Origin of the sequence: Thermogutta terrifontis (assembly GCF_002277955.1) — a bacterium.
In the GTDB taxonomy this organism is placed as follows: Bacteria; Planctomycetota; Planctomycetia; order Pirellulales; family Thermoguttaceae; genus Thermogutta; species Thermogutta terrifontis.
Window position 1 is genome coordinate 2,919,604 of sequence record NZ_CP018477.1, and the last position, 14,356, is coordinate 2,933,959.

Annotated in this window: 10 protein-coding genes and 1 tRNA gene; 7 read left to right on the forward strand and 4 right to left on the reverse strand. The window is 58.4% G+C overall.

Features of this window, described 5'->3' with window-relative positions; genetic code table 11:
- Window positions 1–182 precede the first annotated feature (182 nt).
- A tRNA-Pro gene (locus THTE_RS10860) sits at window positions 183–257 on the forward strand.
- 40 nt (window positions 258–297) lie between these two features.
- On the opposite strand, the gene THTE_RS10865 is transcribed toward THTE_RS10860, so the two are convergent.
- A complete protein-coding gene (locus THTE_RS10865; protein ID WP_095415462.1) occupies window positions 298–1,620 on the reverse strand; it encodes a PP2C family protein-serine/threonine phosphatase in 1,323 nt (440 codons plus the stop codon).
- Between the two features lie 558 nt (window positions 1,621–2,178).
- Here THTE_RS10865 and THTE_RS10870 point away from each other — a divergent pair.
- From THTE_RS10870 to THTE_RS10895, 6 genes are all read left to right on the forward strand, one after another.
- Complete coding sequence (locus THTE_RS10870) at window positions 2,179–4,524, forward strand: polysaccharide biosynthesis/export family protein (protein WP_237260121.1); 2,346 nt, start codon at window positions 2,179–2,181, stop codon at window positions 4,522–4,524.
- 305 nt (window positions 4,525–4,829) lie between these two features.
- Entirely contained in the window at window positions 4,830–5,198 is a 369-nt protein-coding gene (locus tag THTE_RS10875; protein WP_095415463.1) for a response regulator, read from the forward strand.
- A 732-nt stretch (window positions 5,199–5,930) separates the two neighbouring features.
- Window positions 5,931–6,851: a sugar phosphate isomerase/epimerase family protein gene (locus tag THTE_RS10880; protein WP_095415464.1), complete on the forward strand. Its 921-nt coding sequence runs from the start codon at window positions 5,931–5,933 to the stop codon at window positions 6,849–6,851.
- A 60-nt stretch (window positions 6,852–6,911) separates the two neighbouring features.
- Window positions 6,912–7,901: a 3-keto-disaccharide hydrolase gene (locus THTE_RS10885; protein WP_095415465.1), complete on the forward strand. Its 990-nt coding sequence runs from the start codon at window positions 6,912–6,914 to the stop codon at window positions 7,899–7,901.
- A 673-nt stretch (window positions 7,902–8,574) separates the two neighbouring features.
- Window positions 8,575–9,801, forward strand: coding sequence for a sialidase family protein (locus THTE_RS10890; RefSeq protein WP_095415466.1), 1,227 nt, complete (start codon window positions 8,575–8,577; stop codon window positions 9,799–9,801).
- A 23-nt stretch (window positions 9,802–9,824) separates the two neighbouring features.
- Complete coding sequence (locus THTE_RS10895) at window positions 9,825–11,273, forward strand: NCS2 family permease (protein ID WP_095415467.1); 1,449 nt, start codon at window positions 9,825–9,827, stop codon at window positions 11,271–11,273.
- 175 nt (window positions 11,274–11,448) lie between these two features.
- On the opposite strand, the gene THTE_RS10900 is transcribed toward THTE_RS10895, so the two are convergent.
- From THTE_RS10900 to THTE_RS10910, 3 genes are all read right to left on the reverse strand, one after another.
- Entirely contained in the window at window positions 11,449–11,730 is a 282-nt protein-coding gene (locus THTE_RS10900) for a GYD domain-containing protein (RefSeq protein WP_095415468.1), read from the reverse strand.
- 223 nt (window positions 11,731–11,953) lie between these two features.
- A complete protein-coding gene (locus THTE_RS10905; protein ID WP_095415469.1) occupies window positions 11,954–13,429 on the reverse strand; it encodes a UTP--glucose-1-phosphate uridylyltransferase in 1,476 nt (491 codons plus the stop codon).
- A gap of 278 nt (window positions 13,430–13,707) precedes the next feature.
- Window positions 13,708–14,295 (reverse strand): PEGA domain-containing protein, encoded by a 588-nt coding sequence (locus THTE_RS10910; RefSeq protein ID WP_157732029.1) that lies wholly within the window; start codon window positions 14,293–14,295, stop codon window positions 13,708–13,710.
- Between the last annotated feature and the right edge of the window lie 61 nt (window positions 14,296–14,356).

Consider the following 14,356-nt stretch of genomic DNA (forward strand, 5'->3'; position numbering starts at 1 on the left):
GACGCGGAACAGGCATTAGGCCTCATTCTGACGCGGGCATTGTCATTGCTTCGCGGACGCCGGTCCCTTGTGGAGAAGTGCCGCGATCCTCTCTTAACATTCGGGATCGGCGGGGGTAAGATAAAACAAGACGAAAGAATACCGCAGGGGTGTGACCACGCATCGCGGCATGCCCTGTGGCGCGGGGCGTAGCGCAGCCTGGCTAGCGCATCTGCTTTGGGAGCAGAGGGTCGCCGGTTCGAATCCGGCCGCCCCGATTATATGGGCAGTCCGCCGCATGAGGCGGCGTCCTCCAATTCATAGCTGACGGAAAAAGGGGTCGTTTGGCGCTGGGTGAGTCTGTCGTCTCTGTTGTCGGGCGCGAGTCATCACATGGTTGATCGCCCGACACGCGTCGGCAATTGCCTCTCCCAATCGGTCATCTCGGGCGGCTACGGCGGACGTCCGCAGCTTCTCAAGTAGGGACCAGTCAATGTCCCAGTTTTCCTGGCGTGCCGCATCCTCCAGCTCGGCCAGAATCTGCAGAAGATTTTCCAGCGTTTCGCGGCGGAAAGCACAGTTCGCGGTGCTGTAGGGAGCAGAGGGATTGCCGAGTCGCAGCACTGGCCCGTCGGTCTGTGCGGGATGTGATAAAAGGTAAAAACCGAAAAACAAGGCGACAAGCGGCAAAATCAAAATCCCCCATACAGATGGGTGCGCAAGTAGCTTCAGTTGCGCCACTCCAAAAAGGGCCACCGCAAAACCGATAATGCCCACCGCGATACAGAGGTAACCGGCCAGCCGAATCCACCGACTCCGTGCCGGGAACACAGCGTCCCCCGTGGCATCTCCCGAACTGGCACAATGGGCCGTCGCCTTCACACGCACCACGGTGACGGTGATATTGTCGGGACCGCCACGCAGGTTCGCCAGGTTGACGAGAGTCTCCACAGCTTCCGCCGGGGGAAGGGCGCGGACAATCTGTCCAATCTCCTCATCCGACACCTGTCCGGAAAGCCCGTCGGTGCACAGGACAAAAATATCGCCAGGCTGAACGGGGAAAGGCCCTTCAAGGTCCACTTCCACGTCCATCTGGGGGCCCAGTGATCGGGTGATGATATTCTTGGGGACGTACTGAGGTCGAATGTCCTCAGGAAGCCGTCTCAGCTCCCACGCAAGGCTGTGGTCCTGCGAAAGTTGCTCGATGACATCCCCCCGGCAGCGGTAGACGCGACTATCCCCCACTTGCGCGATCCATGCCCCGGAAGGCAGGACCGCCAGCGCACTCACCGTGGTCCCCATCCCCCGAAAATTCTCATTGGCCTGGGCACACTGAAAAATTTCCTGGTTAGCTTCCCGCACGGCCTCTCGGAGGGCTTCCGGCGGCGGCAGATCGCGGAGCTTTCGGTAAGCAAGGGGAATAACCTCTGCCGCCTTTTTGCTGGCCGTCTCCCCGGCAGCGTGGGCGCCCATGCCATCAGCCACCAGGAAAAGATGTCCGCGGTCTAAAAAAGCCTGCTGACTGCCGGCAAGATCTTCGGCGTGGGCGTCTTGATTGTTGTAGCGGCGCAAGCCAATATCGCTTTTGGCCGCCACCTCAAGACAGTCCTTCCAACTCGTTTGCGTCAGACTACTGATCATTCACTTCGCGGCCCCCTGCGTTTGGGCCCGGGATTGACGCTTTATCAATTCGTGCGAGCGGTTTCCATCGCTGCCGGTTGAACGACGACAAAGAGGCGTCCCCCCGCATTTACTTATCGACAGTCCGGGACAATCCCCTCCCCCAAATTGCACACTCTTCTAGCTTTCGCAAATTCCCTGGCCCTCCGCGTCATTGTAGTCCGTCTGACACAGTAATTCCAACCCGACCCGCACCGTGGAACAAAAGTGGACCGTCATAACGCGAGGTTTCCTCAAGTCTGACGCCGCCAGCCATACGTGCCCTGTCTGTGCATATGATTGGGCACGCGTCCGCTTCCGCCGGATGGATTTGATCTCAAATGATAGTATAAACGGCAGTAACGGCAACAACGGCAATAACGGCTGCGCTGTGGTGTGTTGGTCGTAGCGATAATCGCAGAAGTGCATTTATGTCCGGATTGAAAGAGAAAATTCTTTTCTGTGGCCGATTGCGCTTTTAGCGTGCGGTACGGTGGCGCTTTAGCAAGCCACAGGACGGTGCAAGGAGGCACGAGTTGCATGTCCCTACGATTTTCGCAACATCCTTGGCAAAAACGAGTTCTAGGTGGGCTCCTTCTCGTCGGATCAATTCTCGCATTGGGGGGAAACCTCCATGCTGCCGATCAAATCTCCCGGCTGCCGTCCGTCTCTTTCAACGAAACAAAAAACATTTCGGATGAGAAGGACTCCATTCGGATCGCGTCTGCCCGCGTGCAGGCACCAGCTCCCCTCCCTTTGGAAGTGCTTGGCCTTCGCCGCTCGGCCAAACTGGAGCTAATCGCTCAACAGGCCGACTCTCTGACTGAGAAGGGGTACGACCTAGCCGGACGAGGCGCTTACTTCGCCGCCCGGGCACAGTTTCGCGCGGCCCTTATGCTGATTGCCCAGGGGCTGGATGCTGAAGAGGGGACATCCCGACATGCCAGCGCCCTGGCACGGGCTTGGACGGCCCTCTCGGAAGCAGAAGACTTTCTGGGCTCATCCAACGCCGTGATCGGTAACACCGCCCCGGCTGAGATTATTGCACGGCACGAAACTCCTCTCCTGAAGGATCAAACGTTCATCCAGTTGACGGCGCTCGATGCTTATCGCTGTTACCTGGCCTATGCCCAGGATCTTTTTGCCCAGTCCCAAGGACGCGAAGTTGCGGGGTCGATGGCCCTGCGCGGCCTGGGAAAACTGTACATGGCAATGGCCGAAGCCCCACAGCCCGGTGTCCGCGAACCGCTGGCCCAGGCGGTCGTGTTTCTCCAGGCAGCGATTCTAGTTTGCCCTGAAAACTACATGGCGGCGAACGATCTCGGTGTCCTTTTTGCCCGTGGCAACCGCTGGGTGGAAGCCTATCAAGCTCTGACGTATGCGGCGCGAATTCGGGGGGATCAAACCGTGCTATCAAATCTGGCTAAAGTACGACAGAAGCTCGGTATCAGTGACGCCTCCCCCGGGTATTCTTCAAAATCAAGTGGTGACACCGCCCGGCTTCAGTGGCCAACCGCAACCGATACACCCCCCGTCGTGTGGGTGACCCCGGATGCAGTGCAAAAGGCTGATCGGCCCTCGCAATTTCTGAGGTCATCATCCTTGAGGGAGCAGAACAATTCCGGCCGAGGTTTGTTCGGTTGGGGCATCTTCAGCAGCCCGGCCGAGAGTCGCGAACTACCGACAGAACAGGTGAACTGGTCGGCCGCCCCTGTCGTGAATTCCGCGGCACGGACTGACCCGGCAGAATCCGAAAGTACCTCCCTCTCCGGACCTGTCCTGCAACCGGTGCCAGACTCTACAACTCTTGCCAATACGTTGTCCCAGTCGGAAACCTGGACACCCAGTTCGGCATCGCCATGTCCCCGATGTGCCGTCGATGGGTCCACCTGTGATCCCAGACATTGGGGAGGATGGGAGCGCGCTCGGCTGATTGCGTGGGAACGGTATGCTCAGGGCGAGTATGTGGGCCTTGCCCGTTCTCCGCATGTCCCAGAATATCGGTTGCGGGTGGACGACGAACTGGAAATCGTCTACCGAATCACCCGGGAGGCTACTTTAAAACCCTACCGGCTCAATGTCGGGGATCAGATACGCGTTGAGTCGGCCACCGATCCGACCCTGAATCGGGATGTCCTCATCCAACCGGACGGCACGATCACGCTTCTTCTGTTGGGGCAGGTTAAAGCAACAGGATTTACGGTCACTCAGTTGCAGCAGCGGCTGGAAGAGCTTTACCGCCGGTACTATCGGGTGCCGTCCATCACGGTAACGCCAATCCTGGTCAACAGTAAATTGGAAGACTTGCGGGCTACGGTGGACCGTCGCAACGGAGAGGGAGGTCAAGCCCAAAAGGTGCGTATCACCCCGGAGGGCACAATTTCGCTTCCCGTCCTGGGATCAGTTCGCGCGCAGGGGCTGACGCTGCGCGAGCTTCAGCTCGAACTGAACGAGCTCTATCGTCAGGAAGTGGAGGGAATCGAGGCCATCCCGATCCTCGTCCAGCGGGCGCCGCGGTACATCTATGTGCTGGGAGAAGTAGCCAATCCCGGGCGATTTGAGCTGACCGGCCCAACCACGGTGATCCAGGCCATCAGCATGGCGGGAGGTTGGAAACCAGGAGCGAATCTGCGCCAGATTGTGGTCTTCCGCCGAGGTGAAGACTGGCGCTTGATGGCAACGATGCTCAATCTGGAAGCGGCCCTGCACGGGAACAAGGCCACACCCTGCGACGAAATTTGGCTATCGGATTCCGACGTGGTCATTCTGCCGAAGAGTTTCATCCAGAGGGCGGACGATTTTATCGAACTTGTCTTCACACGTGGCATTTATGGAGTATTCCCGCTCTCCGCAACAATCAACTTTTCCAAACTGAGCACGATCTGATCGAAAGGGCTGAATCCCCGCTGCGGGCACCATGCCGCGTGTGGCAAGGGGACGGCCGAGGCCCTTTGCGCCGACCTTCAGCCATCCTGCCAGGGTTGCGGGCTCGTCTTTCTTGACAATCGACGAGCGTAACCTAGATTTTGGCAAACGGGACAACGCCCAGGTCGTTGCAATTTAATGGGAATTGATCGACCCCTGGGCATCGCCGGGTGGGAACACCCGAACTGAAGCACAGACTCGTCTTAGGACTGACTTGTCGAGGGTCAATCTATTTCCAAACATTCTGATCGCGCAGAGGAGGAACCATGGGAGCTAAAGTTTTGGTGGCGGACGATTCCAGCACCATGCGGAAGATCATCATTCGCTCACTTCAGGCGGTGGGCGTTCAGGAGGCTGTGGAGGCTGCCGACGGGAACGAGGCGATTGCCCTCTTTAAGCCCGGGGAGTACAGCCTCGTGCTCACCGACTGGAACATGCCCGGCCGATCGGGACTGGAGGTCATTCAGGCCATTCGGGCACAAGACCCCAACGTTCCGATCATCATGGTTACGACCGAAGCGGAAAAGAGCCGGGTTCTCCAGGCGATCCAGGCCGGTGTTTCGGATTACCTGGTGAAGCCTTTCACCGCCGACACACTTCGTGAAAAACTGGAAAAACACGGCTGCGCGTGCTGAGGGGCTAAACTCCGCTGAACGTGAAATCCTCGGTTGGCGACCGCGACAAAAATGAACAGCCCGGGATATGGCTTGACTATCCCGGGCTGCTTCCCCCCTGGGCACATCATGTGTGGTCCGAGTTTGGCCTGGTCCACCGGTTCCGTTACCGCGACCCGCGCTCGCGGCTCGACCGGTCTGTTGCGTGACCCGGACATCCTTTCTTATCGGCAGAGAGACCCCTCCACTTGAAAAACTCCGCAAAATCGATTTGTCCCCTAAAAGCGGTGCCACCCTCGGGGTGGATCTCTACGATGGTGCGACCGCTTCTCAACGGGGTCGGTTGACCCATCCACACCGTTGCGAGAACGTGACGTGCCACCAGTGCAACGTCTCGTTGGGCGATCCATCAACGGCCCCGCCACTCCGGAGGGACGTGCTTGTCACGTCCGCCGTTTAACATTGGATCATCCTTTCGTTCGCAACGGGCACGACAAGCGTGCCCCTCCGAAGGGATCTGCAAAGCATCCGGCGCCGCCGAATGGACCGGATTCCCGTAGCGATAATTCGTGAATCGCTCCTCCAACGCGTTCAGCTTTTGGCCTCTCCCAGCTCCAAACGGCAACTGGGGATGTTCAGATACGCGGCTTGTTGACACTCTCCCTCTCGTGTAGAGAAAATCATTGCTTTGAGGGCTCTTGTGGCCCGAATTACCTTCGTGATGCTCAATCCTTACCACAAGGAGGAAACACCATGTTGCAACGGCGAGAGTTTTTGATGTCTGCTGCTGGTGTGGCAGTTTCCGCGGGTTGGGGGCTGGCCGGTGGATCGGCCGTCCTCGCAGCGCCAGGGGAGTTCTCCCTTCCCCAGCCAGGGGCGGAGCTGAAATTTTCTAGCCAGTTAGGCGTCATTCCGGGCAAAAGCCTCGAAGAAAAGTTGGACAAAATGAAGAAATGGGGCTTTGATGCTGTGGAACTGCCGGGAGATGTCGTCGGCAAGGTGGAGATGTATGCCAAAGCCGCAGCCAACGCCGGGTTGAAGATCAGCGCGGTGTGCTGGGGATCGGCAGGCGGGGCGCTGGTCTCCGAGGATCCCGCACGCCGCGAGCAAGGAATTCAACAGATCAAGGAGGTCCTGGCCGCTGCGGGAGAACTACAGTCCACCGGTGTCATCTTTGTCCCTGCCTTTAATGGCCAGACAAAGCTGACCAATCAGGAAATCCGAAAGGTGCTCCTGGATATCTTGCCGGGAATCGGCGAGTATGCGGTCAGCGTGAAAAGCCGGGTGCTCCTGGAGCCGCTCAATCGCGGTGAGGCATTTTTCCTCCGTCAGGTTGCCGATGCCGCGGCGATCTGTCGCGATGTGAACAGCCCGGGGATCTGCCTGATGGGGGACTTCTACCACATGTACATCGAGGAGCCGAGTGATTTCGCGGCTTTCGTTGCGGGAGGCCCCTGGCTCCACCATGTCCATCTCGCGTCGCGGAAACGTGTTCTGCCCGGTCAGGACGAGCGATCCTTCATCGACGGTTTCCGGGGGCTGAAATGGGTGGGTTACAAAGATTACTGCAGTTTCGAGTGCGGTGTGCAGGGCGATCGGGAGGTGGAAATCCCCAAGGCCCTGGCGTTCCTGCGCGATCAGTGGGAAAAGGCAACTTTGCCGGGTCAGGCGTAACACATAACACGTTGGCACACGATTCACGGTCGTTGTACCACTTGATGAGGAGGCGCTTCCATGAAACGACATCTGCTTGGCTTTGCCGTGGCCATCTTGGCGCTGAGTTACCTGGCGGTGGCAGAAGAACGACGTGCCAGAAACGAGATTATCGATCCGGCAGTTGCCGCCCAGGATCCCGACTTCCACATTCAGGGAGAATATCTGGGCGAAGGTGCCCTGCCGACCGGCGGTGAAGGGAAGCTGGGAGCCCAGGTCATCGCACGCGGTGACGGAAAGTTTGAGATGTACGTGCTCGTCGGCGGGTTGCCCGGCGAAGGATGGGACCGCTCCAAGCCGCGACTGCGTGGTGAAGCCACGCGGCAGGACGGTGAGGTGACTCTCCGCGGCGAGGGTTATGAGGGAACGATCGCCGATGGCGTTCTCACGCTGAAGCACGGTCACGGGGAGGTGAAACTCCGCCGCGTGGAACGCAAAAGCCCGACGCTGGGGGCAAAACCCCCGGAGGGCGCGGTGGTCCTCTTCGACGGCAAAAATGCCGACGCCTTCGATAATGGGACCGTTCTTCCCGATGGCAGCCTGCTTTCCGGGGTGACAACCAAGGAAAAGTTCGGTGCCTATCATCTCCACCTGGAATTTCGATTGTCTTGGATGCCCAAGGCGCTCGGCCAGGCGCGCTCCAACAGCGGTGTCTATCTCCATGACTGCTATGAGGTCCAGGTTCTGGACTCCTTCGGACTGACCGGCGAGGACAACGAGTGTGGCGGCATTTACAAGGTGAAGGCCCCGGATGTCAACATGTGCCTGCCGCCGCTGGTCTGGCAAACATACGACATCGATTTCACTCCGCCCAAGTATGAGGATGGTAAGAAGGTGGCCAATGCGCGGATCACCGTGCGTCACAATGGCGTCGTGATTCACGACAATCTGGAGTTGCCGGGAGCCACGCCGGGACGTCAGCCGGAGGGCCCGCCCCCGCGTCCCATCCATCTGCAGGCCCATGGCAACCGGGTCGTTTACCGAAACATCTGGCTGGTTCCGAAGGACTGAGCTGGCCCTTGGGCATGCAAACGGCGTTCCGATCCTGGCAGGAAAATCACGCAAAAAACCGGGATTTTCCGGCCTGTTCCCAGCCCGGCCTGTAAGCTAAAATTGAGTTGCTTACGAGGCACGGCTGCCGACTGCAGCGGGACCGGACGTCTAAGAAACAGGACACAGAAGAGTTGAGTTTCAGACAGGTCCGGCCGATATAATGCATCGGTAGCCTTGATAAACACGAGACAATGATCAAACCTCCCGTCGCATATTCCGACGGAGGTGCCAACCCTTACGCGTGAACCAGGGTCGCTTTCCCGGCTTGTGCAAGTGCACGCCTGACCCTCGTTCGTCTCGCAGCGACGCATCCAGTCGCAATATCGCGGGGGGTTTGATTGAACAAAACCGCCGGAACCCTTTTCCTGGGTTGCGGCGGTTTTTGTTTTTACCTGTGTTAAGCCAGTCCTTCCGCCTCAGCTTCGACACTGCGCATCCCGTCCGGCTTGCATTCCGAAAAGAGAGTTCTCAAAATGCGGGCAGAAACGGCGGCGTTAGAAAGGGTTGCCACTTGCGGTTCGGGCCTGAACGAGAGCATTGGAGCCGATCCGTAAACCAGGAAACATTTTCCATAACGGCCCGAGGGCCAGGACTCCGGCCCTTGCCCGATTAATCCGAGAGGGAAACTTGAATGGATACGGTGTGGGAACGAGCTCGATTGCTTCGAGTGGGTTGGGTGTGCTGCTTTCTGCTCGCCGCGTCGAGCTTCGAATCAAATCAAATGCTGCGGGGAGAGAACACCCCCGGGGATGGAACAGTCACCCTCGAGCTTGCCGACCAGGAAGATGTGTACATTTCCGGCGAAGAGGGCTACCACACATACCGAATCCCTTCCCTCATCGTGGCCGCGGATGGCTCCCTTCTCGCATTCTGCGAGGGTCGCAAACACGGCCGTGGTGACTCGGGGGACATCGATCTTCTGGTGAAACGATGGGACCCCACTGAGAAAGCCTGGACCCGCCAGTCTATCGTCTGGGACGACGGTCCCAATACCTGCGGCAATCCCTGCCCTGTTCTCGATCGCCAAACTGGTATCATCTGGCTCTGGATGACGCACAATCTGGGCGAGGACCGCGAGCCGGAAATCGTGGCCAGAAAAAGTCGTGGCACACGAACGGTGTGGCTCACCTGCAGTACTGATCACGGCCGAACGTGGAGCTCCCCGATCGACATGACCGAAAGAGTCAAACTGAAGAATTGGACGTGGTACGCCACCGGGCCGGGATGCGGCATCCAAACCCGGTCAGGTCGTTTAATCATTCCGTGCGATCACATTGATGATGCTGGCAATTGGGGGTCGCACGTTCTATACAGCGACGACCACGGCCAGACATGGCATCTGGGTGGCTCGGTCGGCCCGCAGACCAACGAATGTGAGGTGGTCGAGCTGGCCGATGGCCGCCTGCTCCTCAACATGCGAAACTACAACCGAAAATTCCCATGCCGTGCCGTCGCCGAAAGCCACGATGGTGGGCTCACATGGTCGGCCGTCAGGTATGACACCACACTCGTGGAACCGGTATGCCAGGCAAGCATCCGAAGGATCGAGGGCCTTTCATTCGACGGGCAGCCACTGATCGCTTTCAGCAACCCGGCCGACGCTAGGGAGCGAAAGAAACTGACCGTCCGCGTGAGCGCTGATTCCTGCCAAAGCTGGCCGTGGAGTCTCGAGGCGTGGTCTGGCCCGGCAGCCTATAGCTGCCTGGCTTCGCCGCGTGACGGGACTGTTTTGGTGCTTTACGAACGAGGCAACACCCACCCCTATGAACGGATCAGCCTGGCACGAATCGTCGTCAAAGTGGCATCAGCACCAAAAAAATCAAGCGGCGCGACGAGCAGCGGAAAGATCGGCAACTGAGCGGCTACGGGGAGTCAATTATTATGCTGGACCGGTGGTTTCGTCTTCGGGAAAACAAGACAACGGTTTCCACCGAGATATTGGCCGGAGTCACCACCTTTCTCACGATGGCCTATATTATCGTCGTGCAACCGCAGGTTCTGTCCGGTCGAATGTTTGGTCTGGACACGGGCATGGACTTTGGGGCCGTCACCTCGGCCACCTGCATTTCTGCCGCCATAGCCACGCTTATCATGGGGCTTTATGCGCGGTATCCCATTGCCCTGGCTCCTGGCATGGGTGAAAACTTCGTGTTCACGCTTTCTCTTATCCCGGCCGCCCAGGTCTGGATCGCGACAGAAGTTCAAAGCGGCCGATTGACACCCGACGCGACCACCCCGTGGAGTATCGCTCTGGGTGTGATTTTCTATTCTGGAGTTCTCTTTTTTCTGCTCTCCGTGCTGGGCCTGCGGGAAAAACTGCTCGAGGCCGTCAGCCCCAGCATGCGCAATGCCATTGCCTCGGGCATCGGACTGTTTATTGCCCTCCTGGGACTCCAAGGAGCGTCGATCATCATCGGCACCCCCAGCCAGATTGTGAAATTGAGCCCCCGACTGGCCAGCCCTGACGTGATCGTCTTTTTCGTCGGGCTGCTGGTGACGGCAGGCCTTTATTCCCGTCGCATTCCCGGCTCCATCGTCGTCGGGATAATCGCTGCGACCGTGTTGGCCGTACTGCTTCAATGGGGAGTGCAAAAGGTGCCCGGGTTGGCAGAGAATCCTCTGGTGAAGGAATCGGCTCTCGTTCAGCGATTTGCACCGGCCGGTCAGCTTTTCTCGTCTCCGCCCTCGATGGCCAAGACTTTCGCCAAAATGGACCTGATTCACGCCCTGGCTCCGCCCATGATTCCGTTCATTTTCATCTTCTTGTTCATGGATCTTTTCGACACGCTGGGCACACTGGTGGGTGTGAGTGAACAGGCAGGCTTCATCCGGGATAATCGGATCCCCCGTGCTAAACAGGCATTGATGGCGGACGCCATGGGCACCGTGGTCGGTGCGGTCTGCGGTACGAGTACGGTCACGAGCTTCATAGAAAGTGCCGCCGGCGTCGAGCAGGGCGGTCGCACAGGGTTGACGGCTGTCACCGTCGCGGCGCTGTTTCTTGTCGCGCCGTTTTTCGCTCCTGTTATCGAAATGATCGGCAGTTATCCACCCATCACCGCCTCAGCGCTCCTCATTGTTGGATCAATGATGATGAAGAATGTGGTGAAAATCGAATGGCAGCGGCCGGCGGAAGCCATTCCCGCCTTCATCACGATGACGGGAATCGTGTTCAGTTATTCCATCGCCGATGGCCTGGCACTGGGCTTTATCACATATCCCCTCGTTAAGTTCCTCGCCGGGGAAGGCCGGCAGGTCCACTGGCTGATGTACGCGCTGGCAGCGGTGCTGGTGGTCTACCTGGTGCTGGCCAAAGCCCATATGGGATAAGAAATCTGCCGAGAGACGTGGAACGAGATTGACCGACCTGGTGTCCGCCGAGGTGTAGCGCACTTCCGCTGTGGAGACAGACGCCCAGCCTCCTGCCCCAGTTTCAGTGACCACGCAGCGACCCACCAAACCGAGATCGCTTCCCGGCCTCGGCACGGTGGCAAGGCGTGTGCGGTTAAGAAGTTACGAGTTGGTCAAAATCTTTGACTGCAATGGCCGGGTGTGTACTGAAATGAATCCCCAACTCGCGGCTGGCGGTGACGGAAGCCTTGGCCGCCTGCTCCACGCCGGGAAGATCCACCACAATCACCAGGTCCACATTCCCCAGCGTGGCGTACATCGCCCGGACGCTGCCACCAAGATCATTAATCATCTTCATGAACCGTTCTGTTCTTTCAGCACTGATTTGAGACAGTGCCTCTGGGGAATACTTGCCGAACATGACGAACGTCGCCATACTCCACCTCCTGACATTTGGCTACCTGGGGTTGGCACCTACCGGTCGGGGTCGGATACACTCTTCGCACACACTACGGAAAGCGTCAGTCCGCACATCGCCCCACGCAGGCGATAAAAGCTGGCCCAGACTCACCTATCTCTCGCCGTCCCTGCCCCCATCCTACGGACCCGGATGGGGGTTGTAAACCGTGAACGTCCGAAAATCCCGTTTTATCGATGGCTCACCCCGTTTTTGTGGCCGGCTGCGGCGACGAGGTCCACGTTGAGATAAACTCCGGAGAAAGAAAAATGGGTTCCGTAATTCGCCAGTTTTTCGGAATACGGTCTCGCAGATCCTCCGCATCGAGGGCGACCAGCGGACTGATTTCCACCGGAACACCGTCTTCCACAACCGCTCCGTTGGCTTGTAACCACGATCGGTGAAGAGCGACCATCTGCGCGCGGACATGTTCCGGGGTATCTTTCTCGGCCCCGGGTGCATTCTTGAGCGGCGCAAAATGCGTTGCGGCATCGACTTCAATAGCAAGGGCGTTCTTCGCGTGGGGTATGAGATCAAAGATGAACTTCTCAAACTTGATCGCGTTGGGAGCCGTGGGTCTCACATAGCCCCGGTCGGGATCGTAATAATCGACCTTTTTCAGAGCTATGTGGTAGGGGAGGGCATCGGCAAGGTCCGCCACCCGGAACAGGAAATCAACGTTGATCACGTGAACGCCAATGCTACCCGCCCAGAGCAGGAGACCGCCATCTGATGCCCGTTTCTCGGCAAATTCTCGCGGCAGATCGCTGTACTCAATGACATACAGGCGGTCATCGACCTGTACCAGATTACCCACCTTGTCAAAGGGCGACTGTTTGGCAACCACCTCGGTGGACATTTCCGAACCACTGAGGACATGATAGCCGATGACTTCCGGCCCCAGGATATCCACCAGAGGATTATCCACCTGGAAGTAGAAGAGGTATTCAATGCCCCGGTCGCGGAGCTGTTGCAACGTTCCACTCCGGATAACGGCGGCCAGCATGCCCCCGTGCCCGTCCGGCGAAAGGGCCAGCGAATCCGGAGCCGCCAGAAGAATCTTCCCCGTATTCGCGTCCAATGAAGGCATCGTCCCCTGGCAGAAAATGTACAGGTCGTCGGCCGAAAGCCCAAATCTCCGGTGACTCTCCAGATACGTTACTGTCTCCTGGTGCGTGGCAGGGCTGGTCATCAATGCCAGAGGAATGGGCCGCCCCGCCTTTCTCGATCGAGCCAGGATCTTCTCAATGTGAATCTGAAACAGGCTGTGCCCGGAAACCGGGCCAATGGGAAACATCCCTTTGGGGTGAGGGAACCCCAATCGGGTGCCCTGCCCGCCCGCCACCAGGAGCGCTGCCACGCGCCCCTCTTTGAGAAGCTGCTCCCCCTTAGCCCTAGCCTCCTCTAAGCGGATGCCCTGATAATCGCTCCCCAGCCGCACTGCTCGTGGGGGCGCCGCCCGCTCGAGAAGGGCTGACACATCGACCACCTGATGACGCTTTTCGTAGAGCCGTTGCAGGAGGGCCAAATCCAACTCGCGAATTTGCTCGGCCAACTGTTTGCGTTGCCCTTCCGTGAGCTGCGACCAGGTTCGCAACAGATGCGTTTGGCCAAATGGTTCCAGCAACCGCTCTAATTCCTGGTAAAGTGGGTCCGAATGGAATACGTCACTCGTCATATGCCGAATCCCCCGTCATTTTTTGTTTTTCTTCTAATTTGGAGTGTGAGGTTGCCTCCCCAAGCAGGCGCAGTTCATTAAAACAGTCCCACGGCCCGGGTGGAACCGGCCTCTCCAATCCGCCCACGGCACGAAAACTCGAAAAGCGGACGTGAAAAGCACGTTCCTCCAAAGATTCGGAGGGGCACGCTTGTCGTGCCCGCCTTGACCAGAGTTTACAAAGCAAACGCCGCGAGGCCAACTGCTGGACAAAGATTTAGCCAGAACCGCACACCGCGTCAGGGGACGGAGTTCGGCACGGATGGAGGTAGTGGGGGGGTCGAAACAGTCTGAGATTGGGGGAACTCACCCAGTCCCTCAGGGGGCGGACCTGCTGTTGGCGGGACACCAGACGATCCGACCGCTGGGAGTGGTGGCTGAGCCGTGGCCCTCGCGCGGAGGGCTTCAGCCCTTTCTAAAAGCTGCTGCGGTGGTGACACGGGCTGGGGGGTGAGCTGATATTCCAGGACGCGAGTGTCGCGGATTTCCCGCCGCAAAATGTTTTCGGCGAAAAAGTCGAACGGCGGGATCTCGTACCAGGGGGGGTTGATGCGCTCATAGACCGTGAGCGGTTGGTAACCATCTTTCACAAGGCGGATCTTTCTGGTGCCGTAGTACGTAAACGGAGTGCCAATCGGTGTCAGCCCCACGCGATAGTCGTCCACGTAGGCCATGGCACCGGGTGGGTTTGTTCGGATGAGGAGCCGCCGTTCCACACATCCGGCAGCAAAGAGCAGAAATCCGATCAGTAAAAGCGTCGTCAACCGCCTGGCAGTTCTTTTCCCAGCCCAAGGCCTTACCATGATGGCGTACAATGCATCACCCATATCAATATTACACGTCGAATGTCGTTTGCGCATCACCGACCCGGGGTGTCAGGTTTGCCCT

Bases quoted from the DNA above. Each gene is read 5' to 3' on its own strand.
- THTE_RS10865 (WP_095415462.1), bottom strand. From the start codon at position 1,620: ATGATCAGTAGTCTGACGCAAACGAGTTGGAAGGACTGTCTTGAGGTG.
- THTE_RS10870 (WP_237260121.1), top strand. From the start codon at position 2,179: ATGTCCCTACGATTTTCGCAACATCCTTGGCAAAAACGAGTTCTAGGT.
- THTE_RS10875 (WP_095415463.1), top strand. From the start codon at position 4,830: ATGGGAGCTAAAGTTTTGGTGGCGGACGATTCCAGCACCATGCGGAAG.
- THTE_RS10880 (WP_095415464.1), top strand. From the start codon at position 5,931: ATGTTGCAACGGCGAGAGTTTTTGATGTCTGCTGCTGGTGTGGCAGTT.
- THTE_RS10885 (WP_095415465.1), top strand. From the start codon at position 6,912: ATGAAACGACATCTGCTTGGCTTTGCCGTGGCCATCTTGGCGCTGAGT.
- THTE_RS10890 (WP_095415466.1), top strand. From the start codon at position 8,575: ATGGATACGGTGTGGGAACGAGCTCGATTGCTTCGAGTGGGTTGGGTG.
- THTE_RS10895 (WP_095415467.1), top strand. From the start codon at position 9,825: ATGCTGGACCGGTGGTTTCGTCTTCGGGAAAACAAGACAACGGTTTCC.
- THTE_RS10900 (WP_095415468.1), bottom strand. From the start codon at position 11,730: ATGGCGACGTTCGTCATGTTCGGCAAGTATTCCCCAGAGGCACTGTCT.
- THTE_RS10905 (WP_095415469.1), bottom strand. From the start codon at position 13,429: ATGACGAGTGACGTATTCCATTCGGACCCACTTTACCAGGAATTAGAG.
- THTE_RS10910 (WP_157732029.1), bottom strand. From the start codon at position 14,295: ATGGGTGATGCATTGTACGCCATCATGGTAAGGCCTTGGGCTGGGAAA.